The sequence below is a fragment of the Coxiella endosymbiont of Ornithodoros maritimus genome (genome assembly GCF_907164965.1).
In the GTDB taxonomy this organism is placed as follows: domain Bacteria; phylum Pseudomonadota; class Gammaproteobacteria; order Coxiellales; family Coxiellaceae; genus Coxiella.
The window spans coordinates 1-16,797 of sequence record NZ_CAJRAM010000063.1 but is presented as its reverse complement, the minus strand read 5'-3'; the positions used below and the strand labels follow the sequence as shown (position 1 = coordinate 16,797).

Genomic DNA, 16,797 nt, shown 5'->3' with positions numbered 1-16,797 from the left:
CATGTCAAAAATCACAATGCAACAGTTTCAAAAAATTTCTTATTTAGCGGATAACAACGCCGGCTATATCGAAACCCTTTACGAAAACTTCTTAAAAGATCCTCACAGTGTTAATGAGGAGTGGCGCAGTTATTTTGAAACATTGACAAATGGTGCTTCAACGCCCGATATTTCGCATGCGACCATTCGCGAAGAATTTCGCGAATTAGCGTGTAAACCGCGTTCTATTTCCGCAACCACCATTACGCCAGCTGCTGAGCAAGCGGCAGTGGACTTATTAATTGAGGGTTATCGTCGTTTTGGTCATCTCAACGCTAAAATTAATCCGTTGGGCGATAACCGTCTGGTTGATAGCCGATTGGAATTGGGCCATTATAACTTAACAGAATCTGATTTTAATAAAACATTTGCCACTTATGGCCTTTTGAATAAACCAAAAGCCACTTTAAAAGAAATTTACACGCAATTGCGAAAAATTTATTGCGGCTCAATTGGCGTACAATACAGCACTATTTCCGATGAACGCGAGCAAAATTGGTTGCGGGACTATGTGGAACAGCGTCTACCGTCGATTGACTTTGATAAAGAAACGAAACGTAATATCCTACAACAACTGCTGGCTGGCGAATCTTTAGAAAAATATTTAAATACCAAATATGTCGGCCAAGTTCGCTACTCATTAGAGGGCGGCGATAGTTTAATTCCCCTTTTAGACGAATTAACCAAACGCGCGCGGTATCAAAAAATTGAAGAAATTGTTATTTGTATGGCGCATCGCGGACGCGTGAATGTGTTGTTAAATATAATGGGGCAATCCGCTGCCGAATTGTTTAAAGAATTTGAAGGCAAAAAAGATTACGGTTTGGTGTCGGGTGATGTGAAATATCACCGTGGTTATTCACGCGATGTAGAAACTGACGCAGGGCCGATCCATTTATCATTAGCATTTAATCCATCCCATCTAGAATTCATTTGCCCGGTAGCCATGGGTTCGGTGCGGGCGCGCCAAGAGCGAAAAAATGGACACAAACGCGATTATGCGATGGCCGTGATGATTCACGGCGACGCTTCTTTTTCGGGTGAAGGTATTGTGATGGAATCGCTCAGCATGTCACAAACACGTGCGCATCACGTGGGTGGCTCCATTCATATTATTTTAAATAATCAAGTGGGTTTCACAACGAGCGATCCCCATGATGCTCGCTCCTCGATGTATTGTTCGGATATCGCAAAAATGTTAGATGCGCCGGTATTTCATGTTAATGGGGACGACCCTGAAGCGGTTGTGGCAGTGACGCAATTCGCCCTTGATTATCGCATGGCTTTTCATAAAGATGTCTTCATCGATCTTGTTTGCTACCGCCGTCACGGCCATCAAGAGGTTGATGATCCGATGCCGACACAGCCTGCCATGTATAAAATCATTCAAAAACATCCCACAACCCGAACGCTTTACGCAAAAAACCTGATAGAAAAAGAATTATGTACCGCAGAAGAGGTCGATCGATGGATTGACGATTATCGTGACCGCCTGGATCAGGGTCGGCAATTGGTTGAAATCTTACCCGAAGGATTATCGGCTCATTATGCCGCCAATTGGACGCCTTATTTGGGACAGGATTGGACTACGCTCGTAGACACTACGCTTCCTTTAAAAAAATTAAAAGCGTTAGGGAAAAAATTCTCAATTTTACCCAACACCCTTCATTTGCATCGTAAAGTCGAAGCCATCTATAAAGCGCGCCTGGAAATGACAGAAGGAAAAACGCCGATGGATTGGGGGTTTGCTGAGATATTGGCTTACGCGTCGTTGTTGGAGGAAGGGTTTTCTGTTCGACTTGTCGGTCAAGATTCCCGACGAGGCGCTTTCTTTCATCGCCATACCGTTGTGTTTGATCAAGAAACAGGAAAAGAGTACGAGCCGTTAAAACATTTAAGCGACAAGCAAGCGACTCCCCATATTTACGATTCATTGTTGTGTGAGGCAGGTGCGCTAGGATTTGAATATGGTTACTCCACCGCAGATCCCAATTCCTTAGTTATTTGGGAGGCTCAGTTTGGTGATTTTGCAAATGTCGCCCAAGTCATTGTAGATCAATTTATCAGCTCAGGCTGGCAGAAATGGAATCGTTCCTCAGGAATTGTTTTATTTTTACCGCACGGTTACGAAGGTAAAGGTCCGGAACACTCTTCAGCGCGTTTAGAAAGATATTTGCAATTGTGTGCTCAAAATAATATGCAAGTTTTCGCTCCGACGACTCCCTCGCAAATTTTCCATTTATTGCGCCGTCAAGTCCTACGACCTTATCGGAAACCCTTGATCGTTCTGACACCCAAAAGTGTGTTGCGTAATGAATTAGCGGTTTCATCGTTGGAAGATTTAGCTCGTAGTCAATTAAAATTATTGATTCCGGAAATTGAGAAACACGATCCGAAAAAAATTACCCGCGTAATTTTGTGCAGTGGAAAAGTGTATTACGATTTATTAGCAAAACGCCGTGAACACAAAGGCAAATTGAATCATATTGCGATGATTCGCATTGAACAGTTATATCCATTTCCTTATGATGAATTAAAAGCGGAATTGGAAAAATACCCCAACGCCAAGCAAGTTATCTGGTGTCAAGAAGAGCCTAAAAATCAAGGTGCGTGGTTTTGTACGCGCCATCGATTAATAAAGTGCATGTGGGACGATCAAACGTTAGAATATGTTGGGCGCTCGGCCTTCGCTGCCCCCGCGGCTGGCTATTCGGCACTTTATGTAAAGTTACAAGAACAATTAGTTAACCAAGCGTTAGAAATTTGAGGAAAGAAAATGGCTATAGAAATTAAAGTACCTACGTTGCCTGAATCGGTTAGCGATGCCACGGTTGCAAAGTGGTATAAAAAAGAAGGCGATTCCATTTCACGGGATGAAAATCTAGTCGATTTGGAAACAGATAAAGTCATGTTGGAGGTTCCCGCCCCGAAAGACGGTGTGGTTGAAAAAATCGTCGTGAAAGAAGGTGAGGTTGTTAAAGCCGATCAAATCCTTGCCCTTTTAAAAGAAGACAGTGCTGTTGTCAAAGAAAAAGAAAAGAAAGACGAAAAAGAAACGAGAAAAGAAAAAGAGAAAAAAGAAGAAAAGAAAGATAAGGAAAAAACTGAAGAAAAAGAATCTGACCTCAGTCCCGCCGTGCGACGTATGGTTTCGGAAAAAGACGTTGATGTTAAGGAAATTGAAGGAACTGGAAAAGGAAGGCGGATTACGAAAAAGGACGTGGAATATTATTTAGAAAAACAAAAAGAGAAGTCTTCCGAAGGAAAAGAAGGGCTTCCCGACGAACGCATGGAAAAACGCGTGCCTTTATCCCGCATCCGACAACGTATTGCGGAGCGGTTAGTTCAAGTCCAACAAGAAGCGGCGTTATTAACGACGTTTAATGAAATTAACATGCAATCGGTAATGGAGTTGCGAAAAAAATACCGCGAAGAGTTCGAAAAGAAATTCAAAGTTCGATTGGGTTTTATGTCCTTTTTTACCAAGGCCGTCGTTGAAGTGTTAAAGCGTTTTCCCATGGTAAACGCTTCCATCGATGGCAGTAATATTATTTATCACAATTATTACGACATCGGTATTGCTATTGGCACTGAACGCGGATTAATTGTCCCTATTCTTAGAAACGCCGAAAAAATGAATATGGCCGATATTGAAAAACAAATTCGTGAATACGCTTCTCGAGCTCAAGAAGGCCATTTGAATATTGAAGAGCTAACGGGAGGCACTTTTACAATTACGAATGGCGGAACTTACGGCTCGCTTCTCTCAACGCCTATAATTAATCCGCCCCAAACCGCTATTTTGGGGATGCATAAAATAATGGACCGTCCAACCGTTGAAAACGGAGAAATCGTGGTTCGCCCGATCATGCAAGTGGCATTATCTTACGACCATCGAGTGATTGACGGTCGAGAAGCCGTGTTATTTTTAGTGACTATTAAAGAGCTTTTGGAAGATCCAGCTCGAATAATTTTGGAGTGTTAAAGTTTCATTATTAAAAAGAGAAAACCATGAACCTACATGAATACCAATCAAAACATTTATTAAAAGAATACAAAATCCCCGTTCCGGCCGGCGCAGTGGTATTCAATCCCAACGCCGCTGTCGATGCGACCGCTAAAATCGGTGGTGATCGTTGGGTTGCTAAAGCCCAAGTGCACGCTGGAGGACGCGGTAAAGCAGGTGGTGTGCGTTTGGTAAAAAATAAAGAAGAATTAAAATCTGTGGTCAAGTCATTATTAGGTACGCGGTTAGTGACTTATCAAACCGATGAACGTGGTCAGCTGGTGAATCAGATTCTCGTTGAACAAGCTTCTGATGATATAGTACGGGAATTGTATCTAGGTGCGGTGATTGATCGTGCTTCTCAACGTATCGTTTTCATGGCGTCGACCGAAGGCGGTGTGGAAATTGAAAAAGTCGCTCAAAAATTGCCTGAAAAAATACTAAAAATCACTGTTGACCCGACCATTGGTTTACAACCCTTTCAATGCCGCCAATTATTTTTTGGTTTAGGGCTCCAAGACTTAAAACAAATGCGCTCATTCACCGATATTGTGATTGGCTTATACCGATTATTTACTGAGCGCGATTTAAGTTTATTAGAAATTAATCCATTGGTCATCACTGGCTCGGGCGAACTCATTTGTTTGGATGCCAAAATAAATATCGATGACAGCGCGCTTTATCGTCAATTTGAATTGCGGGAAATGCGAGACACGTCTCAAGAAGATGAGCATGAAACGATGGCCCAACAATGGGAATTAAATTACATCAAACTGGATGGCAATATCGGTTGTATGGTAAATGGGGCTGGACTTGCAATGGCAACCATGGATTTAATCAAACTGTCCGGTGGTGATCCTGCCAATTTCCTTGACGTTGGCGGCAGTGCTACTAAAGAACGTGTGACAGAAGCGTTTAAGATTATTGTATCCGATAAAAATGTTAAAGGCATTTTGGTTAATATTTTCGGTGGTATTGTTCGTTGCGATCTCATTGCTGACGGAATTATCAGTGCAGTAAAAAAAGTTGGTATTGATGTGCCAGTGGTTGTTCGGCTCGAAGGAAATAATGCTCAGTTGGGTGCAAAAAAATTGGCAGCTAGTGGCATGAATATTATCGCCGCCAAGGGGTTTGCCGATGCAGCGGAACAAATTGTCAAACAAGTAGGGGCGATCGCATAATGAGTATCTTAATTGATAAAGAAACAAGAGTTCTATGCCAAGGGTTTACCGGCAAGCAAGGAACATTTCATTCAGAACAAGCGATAGAGTATGGAACTCAAATGGTAGGCGGCGTCACGCCGGGCAAAGGCGGTCAATCGCACTTAGGGCTGCCCATCTTTAATAGGGTTCATGAGGCGGTAGAAGAGACGAGTGCTGATGCGACAATGATTTTTGTTCCAGCCCCTTTTTGCAAAGATTCCATCATTGAAGCCGTTGACGCCGGTGTTCGATTAGTCGTGTGCATCACCGAAGGTATTCCAGTTTTGGATATGCTAGAAGTGAAAGCTTATTTGAGACAACGCCCAGATGTCCGTGTGGTTGGTCCCAATTGCCCTGGGGTTATCACACCGGGTGAATGTAAAATCGGCATCATGCCGGGACACATTCACCAACGTGGTAAAGTGGGTATTGTTTCGCGTTCGGGCACATTGACCTACGAAGCGGTTAACCAAACTACTCAGATGGGTTTTGGCCAAAGCACCTGTGTCGGGATTGGTGGAGATCCTATTCCAGGCGCTAGTTTTATCGACGTCTTGGAAATGTTTGAAAAAGATTCTCAAACACAAGCTATCATTATGGTTGGGGAAATTGGGGGCACGGCAGAAGAAGAAGCGGCTGAATTTATTCGCTCAAATGTAAAAAAACCGGTCATTTCTTATATTGCGGGTGTTACGGCGCCACTGGGTAAACGAATGGGGCACGCAGGCGCTATTATTGCTGGCGGAAAAGGCACCGCCGTTGATAAATATGCTGCTTTAGAAGCGGCTGGTGTGTTTGTCGTAAAATCACCGGCTGAAATCGGCAAAGGCGTTGCTGAGGCAACAGGCTGGTTAACTCATTGGGGTCTAAACTAAGACCGCGAGTGTTGAGCCCCTATGTAGAGTCGCTGAAAGTTTACTTCATTTCCTTCGATACACCGCCCGCGAGTTTGTCCTCATTTGTAATTGACGTCGGTGTTTTTGTGTTAATTTATTGGTTAAGTAAAGAAAAATCTACTTCTTTATTAATTGGCCGCTTGGTTTCTGGTGCTTTTAATTTTTATTTTAATAAATATTTAGTTTACTGTTCGCTGGATAAAGTTTTATTTAAGCGAGAAGCTTTCCGTTATGCAATTCTAGCCATCGGTATCTTCTTCGTTTCCTATTATTCTATATCAGCATTAACGGTTGATTTTCATTTTCACGTTATTGAAGCTAAAATCCTCGTCGATATCGTTTTATTTTATATGATTTTTTTAATTCAACGTTTTTTATTCCGAACAGGCATGATAAAAGCCAGTTAGCGAACATCCAAGCGAAAGATATTGTCGGTTTGGAATGTTTATGATTAGGCTCGCGCAGCGATACTTTTAATCTGATAAGAAAATGCAAGATAGCATTTGTATCATCGCGGATATTTTGAGAACCAGTAATACCATTTTAACCGCGTTGAAAAATGGCTTTGAAAAGGTTAAACCGATTTTAGCGATGGAAAAAACGAACCAACACCAAGCTCTTTCAACCAAGTGCCAACGGTAGTCTCTTTAATCGACTTTTTATTATCGTAAATCCCCAACGTCCCCGATTCGCGCGCTTCTAAAATAATTTTCCAGGCACCCGCAGCCAGTTGACGTGAAGCTTCAAGGATGTGTTGCGTGATGTTGTATTCCGCATCTATCGCAGGATCTTTCCGCCCTACCTCAGCAAAAACGGTAATTCCAATTGTTTTGCTTTTTTAACAAAATTAACTTTGGTTTCAATATCAATTGCATTGACTCCATCAGAAATTTCAATTCCGTTAAAACCTAATTGCTGATATGCCTCGAAGTATTCGGCTATTTTATTTTGAAAATAGGCTATTTCAAAAAGCGCCCCGCCCGTACAAACAATTATTCCCGCTTTTTTAAGTAAACTTAATTTCTGCAATAATTTTTTCCTGGAATAAATCCGGCTCGTGCCAAATCCTAGTTTGAGGATATCGATAAAATCCGCTCCCCTATCCAAGAGCGCTTCTGTTTTTTGCAGACTCAAGCCTTTATCAATTACAGAAGTTAACCCTTCTTGTCGCGGTTTAGGAGCCCGTTGCGACAAAGAGATAAAATCAAAAGCTAATCGTTTCTACATAAGGGTTTTCCTACCAAATTCTTTACCTTAAACGGCTGCTTTAATTAAATGAATCCCATATTCCCCACCTTGGAGTGAGGTACCGCGCCAACCTCCATCACCTTCGCTTTGATCATTACTAGGTTCAGGAGTAGAGCACAATCTGCAACCCAAACTACGATAGCCTTTGCTATGTAAGGTATGAGTCGGAATATTATTGATCCGTAAGATACCACTAAATATCGGTTTCTGAAAAAGCTAAAATAGGGTTTATCTTTAAAAGATTAGAAACTTGTTCACACTGAGCAAAATTTTTTCGTTCAGCGCCTTCGTCGCCTCTAACCCCGCAATCCAATAATCGAGTTCGGCTAAAACGCTCTGCATAGCAGAAACTTTAGACCATTACAACAGTTACCTGGAGAATCGTTTAAATCCTTCTACATAAAATCGTTATTGATGCTAATTGAGATTCCAAGTTTCAACGATAAATCGGATGTATTTTTAGGTTTCATCGAATCCAGTATCTGAAACTAGAGAATACACTTTTATATTTTATTTGGATCGATTTTACGGCAAAGGTGAAGTAAGACCATAGAATTCTTACCAAATGAAATGAGTATAAGAGTCCAACTCGCTTATTCACAAATTCGTTTAAAGTATCGCGAATAAGCGCTTTTGCTTGCTTGATTTTTGTTAAGAAAGTTTTTTCAGACATTTTTTAGACCCCAGCTTAACTTTTAAAATTCAAAATGTTAGCATTACCTTAAATATAGATAGCAGGTTAAAGCAGAAATTTTTTCCTATAACCCATTGAAAAGAATAATATATTACTATTTTTCAGCGTTTGTCGGCAAAGTTATAATTAGGAGGATAGCAACAATGGGATTTAATGTTTTAAGGTAAATGTTTGATATTTTGGAGCGTCACTACGCTACGATACCTCATCAGCCGGCCCTCAGCCTTATTACCTGTCTTTTGATAGGTTTAAGGCTTATTTCCATGTCCGAGTCTTAGAGGAGGGAATTTCTTTATGAGTTATTATCTGATGTTAAGATTTATCTGAATTACGCGGTTCGTACTCACCATAAACAGTTTTTTAATCAATTATTTTCTGCGGCAACCACGGCCGCTCAAATGGGCGAAATGCTGGCGAACTATTACTAACACCACGACCGCTACTTCTGAAGCGGTGCCAGCGGGCGGTAGTCAAGCTAATATGGTTGCCGCGCTTTGTGCACGCAATCAGTTATTTCCGGCTGTAAAGGTAGAGGGATGCTGGAATGAATCAAAACCGTTAGTGATGTTCGTTTCCGATCACGCCCATTATTCCGTCTTTAATGCAGCCGATACCATCAGAATTGGAGAGAAAAACGTGGTGCGTGTAGAGCACAACAAACGCCTCAGGCCAAATGTTACCTCATGCGTTAGAAGCGCAAATTAATCGCACGCGCACAAAAAACAGTCTTTTTTAATTATAGGGACGACGGGTACATAGCTAATGAGTGCATTCGATCCTTTGGTCTAAATTTCTGAAATTGCTCATAAAAATGCGCTTTGGATTCATGTAGACGCTGCTTCTGGTGGTTCTTTAATTGTTAAGTTCACGTTATCGCTCGATGTTTGTCGGCATTGAAAAAAGTCAATCGGTCTGTTGGGATCCGTATAAATCATTAGGTGTTCCCTTATTTCGTTCGGCTCTTCTAGGGAATGAAAAAGAAAGCTTATTTCAAGCATGTAGTAATAACACCACCGATTATCTTTTTCATGAGCCGCAAGCAGGCCACGACTTGGGAGCGATGTCGGTGCAATGTGTAAAACAAGCAGTGTAAAACAAGCAGATGTTTTAAAATTAAGGTCATTTTTCGCTTAGCGATTACTAGCCCCGAATTGTCGGAAGCTGACATTGGCCAATGTATTAAAAATATATTAGAAATAACAGGACGCTATTAAGCGCTAATTTTTTCGCCCTTTCGTAAAGTAAACACTTCGCAACCGGTTTCTGTTACGGCGAGAGTGTGCTCCCATTGGGCAGAGAGGCGACGATCTTTGGTAACTACTGTCCAATTATCATTAAGCAATTTCACATAGCGTTTTCCGGCGTTGATCATAGGTTCGATGGTAAAAGTCATCCCTGGCCGTAAGACAGCACCGGTGCTGGGACGACCATAGTGAAGCACTTGCAATTCAGGTTCGTGAAAAACGCTTCCAATGCCATGTCCGCAATATTCTCGAACGACAGAATAATGATTTTTCTCCGCATGCGCTTGAATGGCCGCGCCAATTTCACCAAGCGGTGTGCCCGGCTTAATCATGCTGATGCCGATGTAGAGACATTCCTGTGTGATTCTAACTAAACGCTCCGCATGGGAAGGAATTTTGCCAACAGCAAACATTTTGCTGGTATCTCCGTGATAACCGTCTTTGATGACGGTAATGTCAATATTGATGATGTCGCCATCTTTTAATTTTTTGTCGCTGGGAATGCCGTGACAAACGACGTGATTAACCGAAGTGCAAATCGATTTGGGAAAGCCGTGATAGTTAAGCGGCGCTGGAATAGCCTTCTGTGTTTGCGTGATGTAATCGTGACAAATCGCGTTGAGTTCATTGGTGGTAATTCCCGCTTTCACGTAAGGGTCAATCATCTCGAGCACTTCCGCCGCCAGCTGGCCAGCAACGCGCATTTTTTTCAGCTCTTCAGGTGTTTTAATCGATATTGGCATGGGAGGGAGTATAAAAGTTAGCAGATGAGCAGGCAAGCTAACTTAAAAATTTTGGTAACGGATCGAGCCTGTCAGTTCCTCTGCTTACTTATCTTTGGAGGCAACCTTGTGGACGTCAATCTACTCGGTATTAATCTCCTCAGAAAGTGCTTTTCATCTGAAGATTACTCTTCGATATTGAAGGGTGGAGTGGGAAACTAAGTAAGTTGGATGTGTGGATGTATAAGCGACTCCCTCAAACTTCCTTAGGCTTTTAATGCAGTATTGAAAAAGCCCCCTTTCTATCACTTCCGAGCCTGTTTGCTCCACTTTTTGCTCTTCGGTCTCCTGAATATAACCTTCTTTTACGGGGATATGACACAATCTTCGCATGGATTGACTTATTTCTGCCATGTTTCCCTGCACTGAAAAGGTTTTATATGAAGGGTGCTTTTCTTCCATCGCGGGCCTCTTTATGGTATAAAAGCGCGGCAAAATACACACACTTCTCGGTACATGATCTCGAGTGCCCTGTTTCAACGGGTCGGGTCATGGGGTAAGTGGAGGTTTAATCCGGAGAAAAAAGTGACTGATATAACTATGCGTCAACTGCTGGATGCTGGTGTTCATTTTGGGCACCAGACTCGCTATTGGAACCCTAAAATGGCTCGCTATATTTACGGAGCCCGACAAAAGATCCACATAATCAACCTTGAAGAGACCTTATTCGCCTTTCGAGATGCCTTGAAGTTCGTAAAGGAAGTCGCTTCCAAACGTGGCAAAGTGCTGTTTGTGGGGACAAAATTTGCGGCACGCGAAAGTGTAAAAGAGGAAGCCACCCGTTGTGGTATGCCCTACGTGGATTATCGCTGGTTAGGCGGAATGTTGACTAACTACAAAACCATTCGCCAGTCAATCAAACGACTTAAGGAGTTAGAAGAAGGTCTAGAGAATGAAGAAAACTTAGTCGGCATGACGAAAAAAGAAATCTTAAATTTGATGCGCAAAAAAGAAAAATTGTCAGCTAATTTGGCGGGCATTAAAAATATGGGCAGCTTGCCAGACGTGTTGTTTGTCATTGACGTGGAACACGAGAGAAACGCCGTTCAGGAGGCGAATCGTTTGGGCATAACGGTTCTGGGAATCGCGGATACCAATGCCAGTCCCGATAACATCGATCACGTTATTCCGGGTAATGATGATGCCATTCGCGCCATTCGACTTTATTGCAAAGCGATAGCGGATACTATTATTGACGCTCGCAGTGTGCTGGATTTGCAAAAGGACGAAGAAGCTAAAGAAGAAAAAACCAAGGTAAAAACCACGGCCAAGAAAGTCGTCACTAAGAAAGCAAAAGTAGCTGAAAAGGCACAAGCCGCAGCGGAGAAAAAATCTGAAAGACCAATAGCTGAGAAAAGAGCAACGAAAGAAGCTACTGAAACGAAAGAAACTTTTGAAGACCCTAAGAATAAAGAAGTGCTCCAAGAGCAGCCCATAGAAGCCAGTAAAGCTGAGGCGGAAGAAGGCAAATAGGAGAGAACGATGACAACAATTACACCAATTATGGTTAAAGAGCTGCGCGAACGTACCGGTGCTGCGGTGATGGTGTGTAAGAAGGCGCTCCAAGAAACCAACGGCGATATGGAGGCTGCCATCGATCTTTTGCGCAAAGCGGGAGACGCAAAAGTAGCAAAACGCGCTGGAAAAACGGCGGCTGAGGGAGTGATTGCCATTGCTATCAGCAAAGATCAAAAGAAAGGCTTTATGGCCGAAGTAAATAGCGAAACCGATTTTGTGGCTCGAGACACTAATTTTATGGCTTTTGCTTCCAAGGTGGCCGAGCGGGGTTTAGCAGAAGGGGCGAGCGACGTTGCTGCCACGTTAGCGCTTCCGATTGAACCGAATTCTTCTTCAATCATTGAAGACGAGAGAAAAGCGTTGGTTAATAGGGTTGGTGAAAATATTCAAATTCGCCGGGTAGCAAGTTTATCTTCGAACGGCGTTGTGGGTCATTATAGCCACGGCGGCCGTATCGGTGTTTTGCTCGTACTCGATGTGCCTAACCCTGAATTGGCGAAAGGACTTGCCATGCACGTTGCGGCTTTTAACCCGCAAGCGGTGAGTGCTAATCAGGTTTCCAGCGAATTCGTGGAAAAAGAAAAGGAAATCTTTTTAGTGCGAGCCCAAGAAACAGGGAAACCGGCAAACATTATCGAAAAAATGCTTAAAGCTCAGGTGGAAAAACTCTTAAAGGAGGTCAGCTTGGAAGACCAATCTTACGTGAAAGATCCTAAAAAGTTGGTCGGTGATTTGTTGAAAGCAGAAAAAGCAAAAGTGTTAGCATTCCTTCGCTTTGAGGTGGGTGAAGGTGTTGAAAAAGAATCACAAAATTTTGCTGATGAGGTAATGGCGCAAGTACAAGGAAATCGTTAATGATGAATGGACCCCAGCCACTCTATCGCCGCGTACTCTTGAAAATGAGTGGTGAGGCGCTTATGGGCAAGGGTCTTCATGCCATTGACCCAAATGTTTTGGACCGAATGGCGAAAGACGTTACCCAGGTTTACCAATTAGGCGTACAGATAGCCATTGTTATCGGCGGAGGTAATTTTTTTCGGGGCGCTGCGCTTCAAGCCGCTGGCATTAACCGCATCACCGGCGACTATATGGGGATGTTGGCGACGTTAATGAATGCTTTAGCGCTCCGCGATGCTTTTGAACGTTCCAATTTGCCCGTACGGATTTTGTCAGCCATCCCGATGACGGGCGTTGCCGATGCCTTTCATCGACGCAAAGCCATTCATCATTTACAACAAGGGCGAGTCGTTATATTTGCCGCTGGTACGGGGAATCCTTTGGTGACGACAGATTCGGCGGCGAGCTTGCGAGGTATTGAGATCAATGCAGATGTCGTTTTGAAAGCCACCAATGTGGATGGGGTTTATTCCGACGATCCAGCAAAAAACCCACAAGCCAAGTTGTATAAACATTTATCTTATCAAGAAGCGCTGAAAAAAGAATTAGCGGTCATGGACTTGGCGGCGTTTTGCCAATGCCGCGACTATAACATGCCCCTTCGAGTTTTTAATATTAATAGGCCAGGCGCGCTGCTCAGCGTTATTATGAACCAAGAAGAAGGAACGCTGGTTGATCAAGGCTAGTAGCCCGTATGAAGCGAAGCGTAATACGGGAACTAAGAAGGGCATTCTTTCTTTGGGGGAGCGACTATTTAGGAGAAAAAGATGATTAACGACATTATTAACGATTCAAAATCGCGAATGAAAAAAAGTTTCGGTTCTTTGAAAACGGAATTAGCGAAATTACGAACGGGTCGAGCGCACCCGAGTTTACTCGAACATATTAAAGTGGATTACTACAATGTTGCAACCCCGCTGAGTCAAGTAGCAACGATCGCCATTGAAAATCCACGAACGCTGTCCATTACCCCGTGGGAAAAAAATATGCTGGGGCACATCGAAAAAGCCATTCAAAAAGCTGATTTAGGCCTAAATCCTGCCACAGTAAGAATGGTTATTCGCGTTCCCTTACCTCCTTTAACCGAAGAGCGCAGAAAAGAGTTAGCGCGGATGGTGCGAGATGAATCAGAACGCGCTCGAGTCGCGATACGGAATATTCGTCGAGAAGCCAATAACGATTTAAAGGAATTAATGAAGGGAAAGGAGATCAGTGAAGATGAGGAGCGTCGTGCACAAACGGCTATTCAAAAACTGACGGACGCACAAATCGCTGAAGTGGATAAAATGGCTGCCCAAAAAGAAGCGGATTTGATGGCTCTATGATGCCAAGACATGTTGCAATTATAATGGACGGCAATGGTCGGTGGGCTAACCGTCGTGGTTTGCCGCGTGTGTCGGGATATCGCGCGGGCGCTAAAGTTGTTCGTCGAATAGTTGAATATGCGGCTGAAAAGCCACTCGAAGTGTTAACGCTTTTTGCTTTTAGCATTGAGAATCGGGCGCGGCCGCCATCAGAAGTCAATTTTTTGATATCATTATTTTTAGATTCTCTCAAAGGGAATACTGAGGAATTGCATAAAAACAATGTGCAGCTTCGCGTAATTGGCGATCACCAAGAGTTTGATAAAAAGATGCTTACGCAAATTCAAACCTCTCAAGATCTCATGAAGCACAATACTGGTTTAAAATTAATTATTGCCCTGAATTACAGCGGCCGCTGGGATATCCTGCAGGCCGTTCAACGAATGGCTGAGAAAATAAAAAATCAAGAGCTTACTTCTGAATTAATGAGCGGGGAATTATTTCAAAACTATTTATGTTTAAGTGATCTACCAGAACCGGATTTGTTAATCCGCACGAGTGGGGAACAACGGTTAAGTAATTTTATGTTATGGCAATTTGCCTATACTGAAATTTACTTCACGCCTGCCCTATGGCCTGATTTTAATGAAGAAACTTTTGATCAAGCTTTGGCGTTTTACCGTACTCGTCAACGCCGATTTGGCTTAACGCCTGAACAGGTTGAAAAACAACATGTTTAAATATCGCGTCCTTACGGCGTTAGTTTTATTTTTTTTTGTATTATTAGCCATTTGGTTTTTACCTATGCCCTGGTTCGCTATTTTAATTGGGGCGATTATGATTTGGGCTGCGTGGGAATGGTCTGCTTTGGCAGGCATTAAAAATAAATATTGGCGCGGCTTTTACGTGGTATTATTCGGAATCACGTTATTTGCTGTTTATTATTTACCTATTTTTTTGGTATTAATCGCCTCAGTAATCCTTTGGTTGTGGGCGGCAGTAGGCATTCTTTGTTATGCCTTTAATACAGCACCGTTGGGGTTTCAATATCTGGCAGTAAAATTAATTGTCGGATTTTTTGCTTTAATTTCTTGTTGGTTAGCTATCAATGCCTTGCGAGAAGATATCGGCGGACCGGGTTGGTTATTGTTTGGGTTGATGTTAGTTTGGGCGATGGACACAGGCGCTTATGCAGCAGGACGACTCTGGGGAAAACATACATTGATTGCTCGTGTCAGCCCTAAAAAGACTTGGGAAGGATTGGGCGGGGGAATGATTTTATCACTATTGATTGCGGTTATCGGGGGGATTTTATTTCATTTACCTTTCTCTCAATTATCTTTGGTAATCTTGCTTGCGTTGATTACAGTGTTTTTTGCTATCATCGGTGATCTTTTTGAAAGCATGTTAAAACGCCAGGCGGGGGTTAAAGATAGTGGTCGATTGTTACCTGGACATGGTGGTATACTTGATCGTGTCGACAGCTTGATTGTCGCATTGCCCGTTTTTACACTGGGGTCTTTATTAATAAGTGGTTAAAAATTTTGGCACAGTTCTGTAAACTAGAGCCTGTCATCAATTCGCTAGCTTGAGCCAGAAATCGTTGATTTTCCAGGATCGCCAGCATACATAGAAGTATGTGAGAGTGGACCACAGAAAGTCAACGAGTTATGGCCAGATAGTAGAGAGTTGATGACAGGCCATAGAAAGGAAGCCTTGTTTATGAAGAATTATTACTTTAGAATGATTACGGCTAGTTTGCTGTTAGCGTTTCTTACTTTAATCATCGTTATTATTAATTTTTTTAATATCCCTATCACTTCCTCTGTTTTTATTTTTTCTCTTATTTGGACTGTAGCGGCAATTTTATTTTTGATTATGACTTATAAAGCACCGCAGGTGGGTTTTTTGCTTTCCGTTTTTTGTATCCTCACCGTGATTAGAATTTTGGGTGTGAATGGTTTAGATATCATGGTTTCCCCTGTTTGTCTTGCGTTTTTAATTCTTATAATTCTTTTTTTCTATATTGTTTACCAAAACGCCCACTGTTTTGAAACCAGTCAGCAATTTTCGTATGGCATTCCAAATCGTATTAGCGCTTTTGAATGGCATTTGACTTTTATACGAAAGTACATCGGCTACGATTTGATTGCCCACTTCGCCGAGAAATTATTTGCTGGTCCTTTTTCTTTTCAAGGAGATATGAAAGCTTTTTTGGACTTAGGAATAACAAATCCCGATTTTTTGGTGAGATTAGCAGGTCTTTGTGAATTGGGGGCGCGATAGTCATCGGCCTTGGATTTTTAACATGTTTGGGATCATTGGGCATCACACTTTATTTAATAATCTCTACGGTACTAGGTAATCATTTTCAAAAAGGGTTTATATGGGCAAACCCAGGCGGCGGTTGGGAATACTGTGTTATGTGGGCCGTACTATTATTGAGTTTCTGCGTTCTAGGCGGGGGTAAATATTCCATTGATGCCTTGCTCCAACAAAAATTTAAACTACCCCAATGGCTCCAAAAATTAATAGGTGTACCACTTCCACAAAGTAAAACTTGAAGAGATTCTGAGAAACGCCTTCAAGTTTCAAACGGTTTTCTGAAAAAATAAGCTAATGAAATTGGCTTGAAGGCTGTATTTCAGGCATGAGTCAGCGTTTCCCGTATTTCGCTTCGCTCCTAATGAAAAGTGCCCCTCCTTAAAGAGGGCGTTATAATGCGCCAACATAGAGTTTCTATTTTTAAAAAAAGGAGCAGGGCCATGAAAGATATTAAAATACTTGGTGTTGGTATTTATTGCAAAAGGGGTTTTTCAACTGTGTGGGATTGATGAGTGGGGTAAGGTGATCCACACGAGAGGGGTTAGGCGCTCAATATGTGTCCACTGTGGCAAGGCCTTAAGGTGGCTTGTGTGGTTGATAGAAGCGTGTGGAGGCGCGAACCATTGGTATCGGGTTCATGGG

Annotated in this window: 15 protein-coding genes and 3 pseudogenes; 16 read left to right on the top strand and 2 right to left on the bottom strand. The window is 42.5% G+C overall.

Features of this window, described 5'->3' with window-relative positions:
• Nucleotide 1 precedes the first annotated feature (1 nt).
• The 6 genes from OWO34_RS06280 to OWO34_RS06255 all read left to right on the top strand — a co-directional run bounded on the left by OWO34_RS06280 (nucleotide 2) and on the right by OWO34_RS06255 (nucleotide 6,785).
• Nucleotides 2-2,806: a 2-oxoglutarate dehydrogenase E1 component gene (locus OWO34_RS06280; protein ID WP_267256924.1), complete on the top strand. Its 2,805-nt coding sequence runs from the start codon at nucleotides 2-4 to the stop codon at nucleotides 2,804-2,806.
• A 9-nt stretch (nucleotides 2,807-2,815) separates the two neighbouring features.
• Nucleotides 2,816-4,024: a 2-oxoglutarate dehydrogenase complex dihydrolipoyllysine-residue succinyltransferase gene (gene odhB / locus OWO34_RS06275; RefSeq protein WP_267256923.1), complete on the top strand. Its 1,209-nt coding sequence runs from the start codon at nucleotides 2,816-2,818 to the stop codon at nucleotides 4,022-4,024.
• Between the two features lie 26 nt (nucleotides 4,025-4,050).
• Nucleotides 4,051-5,226, top strand: a complete 1,176-nt coding sequence (sucC, locus tag OWO34_RS06270) for an ADP-forming succinate--CoA ligase subunit beta (protein WP_267256922.1) — start codon at nucleotides 4,051-4,053, stop codon at nucleotides 5,224-5,226.
• The gene (sucD, locus tag OWO34_RS06265) at nucleotides 5,226-6,122 is read left to right on the top strand and encodes a succinate--CoA ligase subunit alpha (protein ID WP_267256921.1); all 897 of its coding nucleotides are present in this window, start codon (nucleotides 5,226-5,228) and stop codon (nucleotides 6,120-6,122) included. The genes sucC and sucD overlap by 1 nt, the downstream gene beginning before the upstream one ends.
• Complete coding sequence (locus tag OWO34_RS06260) at nucleotides 6,107-6,550, top strand: GtrA family protein (protein ID WP_267256920.1); 444 nt, start codon at nucleotides 6,107-6,109, stop codon at nucleotides 6,548-6,550. The genes sucD and OWO34_RS06260 overlap by 16 nt, the downstream gene beginning before the upstream one ends.
• Nucleotides 6,551-6,632: 82 nt before the next feature.
• Complete coding sequence (locus OWO34_RS06255) at nucleotides 6,633-6,785, top strand: 2-phosphosulfolactate phosphatase (protein ID WP_267256919.1); 153 nt, start codon at nucleotides 6,633-6,635, stop codon at nucleotides 6,783-6,785.
• Here OWO34_RS06255 and OWO34_RS06250 read toward each other — a convergent pair.
• Nucleotides 6,718-7,277 (bottom strand): annotated as a pseudogene (locus OWO34_RS06250) (phosphosulfolactate synthase). The gene OWO34_RS06255 and the pseudogene OWO34_RS06250 overlap by 68 nt on opposite strands.
• 1,288 nt (nucleotides 7,278-8,565) lie before the next feature.
• Between OWO34_RS06250 and OWO34_RS06245 the strand changes: the two are divergent.
• Nucleotides 8,566-8,790, top strand: a complete 225-nt coding sequence (locus tag OWO34_RS06245) for a hypothetical protein (RefSeq protein ID WP_267256940.1) — start codon at nucleotides 8,566-8,568, stop codon at nucleotides 8,788-8,790.
• A gap of 175 nt (nucleotides 8,791-8,965) precedes the next feature.
• Nucleotides 8,966-9,178, top strand: coding sequence for a pyridoxal-dependent decarboxylase (locus OWO34_RS06235; RefSeq protein ID WP_267256918.1), 213 nt, complete (start codon nucleotides 8,966-8,968; stop codon nucleotides 9,176-9,178).
• Nucleotides 9,179-9,295: 117 nt separating this feature from the next.
• On the opposite strand, the gene map is transcribed toward OWO34_RS06235, so the two are convergent.
• Entirely contained in the window at nucleotides 9,296-10,072 is a 777-nt protein-coding gene (gene map, locus OWO34_RS06230; protein ID WP_267256917.1) for a type I methionyl aminopeptidase, read from the bottom strand.
• Nucleotides 10,073-10,636: 564 nt separating this feature from the next.
• Between map and rpsB the strand changes: the two genes are divergently transcribed.
• From rpsB to OWO34_RS06185, 8 genes and pseudogenes are all read left to right on the top strand, one after another.
• A complete protein-coding gene (rpsB, locus tag OWO34_RS06220) occupies nucleotides 10,637-11,584 on the top strand; it encodes a 30S ribosomal protein S2 (protein WP_267256916.1) in 948 nt (315 codons plus the stop codon).
• A 9-nt stretch (nucleotides 11,585-11,593) separates the two neighbouring features.
• Nucleotides 11,594-12,484 (top strand): translation elongation factor Ts, encoded by an 891-nt coding sequence (gene tsf / locus OWO34_RS06215; protein WP_267256915.1) that lies wholly within the window; start codon nucleotides 11,594-11,596, stop codon nucleotides 12,482-12,484.
• Complete coding sequence (gene pyrH, locus OWO34_RS06210; protein ID WP_267256914.1) at nucleotides 12,484-13,212, top strand: UMP kinase; 729 nt, start codon at nucleotides 12,484-12,486, stop codon at nucleotides 13,210-13,212. The genes tsf and pyrH overlap by 1 nt, the downstream gene beginning before the upstream one ends.
• Before the next feature lie 81 nt (nucleotides 13,213-13,293).
• The gene (gene frr / locus OWO34_RS06205; RefSeq protein ID WP_267256913.1) at nucleotides 13,294-13,851 is read left to right on the top strand and encodes a ribosome recycling factor; all 558 of its coding nucleotides are present in this window, start codon (nucleotides 13,294-13,296) and stop codon (nucleotides 13,849-13,851) included.
• Nucleotides 13,848-14,570 carry a polyprenyl diphosphate synthase gene (gene uppS, locus OWO34_RS06200; protein WP_267256912.1) on the top strand — a complete coding sequence of 241 codons (723 nt, stop codon included), beginning with the start codon at nucleotides 13,848-13,850 and terminating at the stop codon, nucleotides 14,568-14,570. The genes frr and uppS overlap by 4 nt, the downstream gene beginning before the upstream one ends.
• Nucleotides 14,551-15,369, top strand: coding sequence for a phosphatidate cytidylyltransferase (locus tag OWO34_RS06195; protein WP_267256911.1), 819 nt, complete (start codon nucleotides 14,551-14,553; stop codon nucleotides 15,367-15,369). The genes uppS and OWO34_RS06195 overlap by 20 nt, the downstream gene beginning before the upstream one ends.
• 183 nt (nucleotides 15,370-15,552) lie before the next feature.
• Nucleotides 15,553-16,394, top strand: a pseudogene (locus OWO34_RS06190) (DoxX family protein).
• Nucleotides 16,395-16,595: 201 nt separating this feature from the next.
• Nucleotides 16,596-16,797 (top strand): annotated as a pseudogene (locus OWO34_RS06185) (IS110 family transposase); the annotation flags it as partial.

Coding starts and splice junctions, on each gene's coding strand:
- tsf (WP_267256915.1), top strand. CDS start 11,594: ATGACAACAATTACACCAATTATGGTTAAAGAGCTGCGCGAACGTACC.
- uppS (WP_267256912.1), top strand. CDS start 13,848: ATGATGCCAAGACATGTTGCAATTATAATGGACGGCAATGGTCGGTGG.
- odhB (WP_267256923.1), top strand. CDS start 2,816: ATGGCTATAGAAATTAAAGTACCTACGTTGCCTGAATCGGTTAGCGAT.
- OWO34_RS06255 (WP_267256919.1), top strand. CDS start 6,633: ATGCAAGATAGCATTTGTATCATCGCGGATATTTTGAGAACCAGTAAT.
- sucC (WP_267256922.1), top strand. CDS start 4,051: ATGAACCTACATGAATACCAATCAAAACATTTATTAAAAGAATACAAA.
- OWO34_RS06235 (WP_267256918.1), top strand. CDS start 8,966: ATGTTTGTCGGCATTGAAAAAAGTCAATCGGTCTGTTGGGATCCGTAT.
- pyrH (WP_267256914.1), top strand. CDS start 12,484: ATGATGAATGGACCCCAGCCACTCTATCGCCGCGTACTCTTGAAAATG.
- frr (WP_267256913.1), top strand. CDS start 13,294: ATGATTAACGACATTATTAACGATTCAAAATCGCGAATGAAAAAAAGT.
- sucD (WP_267256921.1), top strand. CDS start 5,226: ATGAGTATCTTAATTGATAAAGAAACAAGAGTTCTATGCCAAGGGTTT.
- OWO34_RS06245 (WP_267256940.1), top strand. CDS start 8,566: ATGGTTGCCGCGCTTTGTGCACGCAATCAGTTATTTCCGGCTGTAAAG.
- map (WP_267256917.1), bottom strand. CDS start 10,072: ATGCCAATATCGATTAAAACACCTGAAGAGCTGAAAAAAATGCGCGTT.
- OWO34_RS06280 (WP_267256924.1), top strand. CDS start 2: ATGTCAAAAATCACAATGCAACAGTTTCAAAAAATTTCTTATTTAGCG.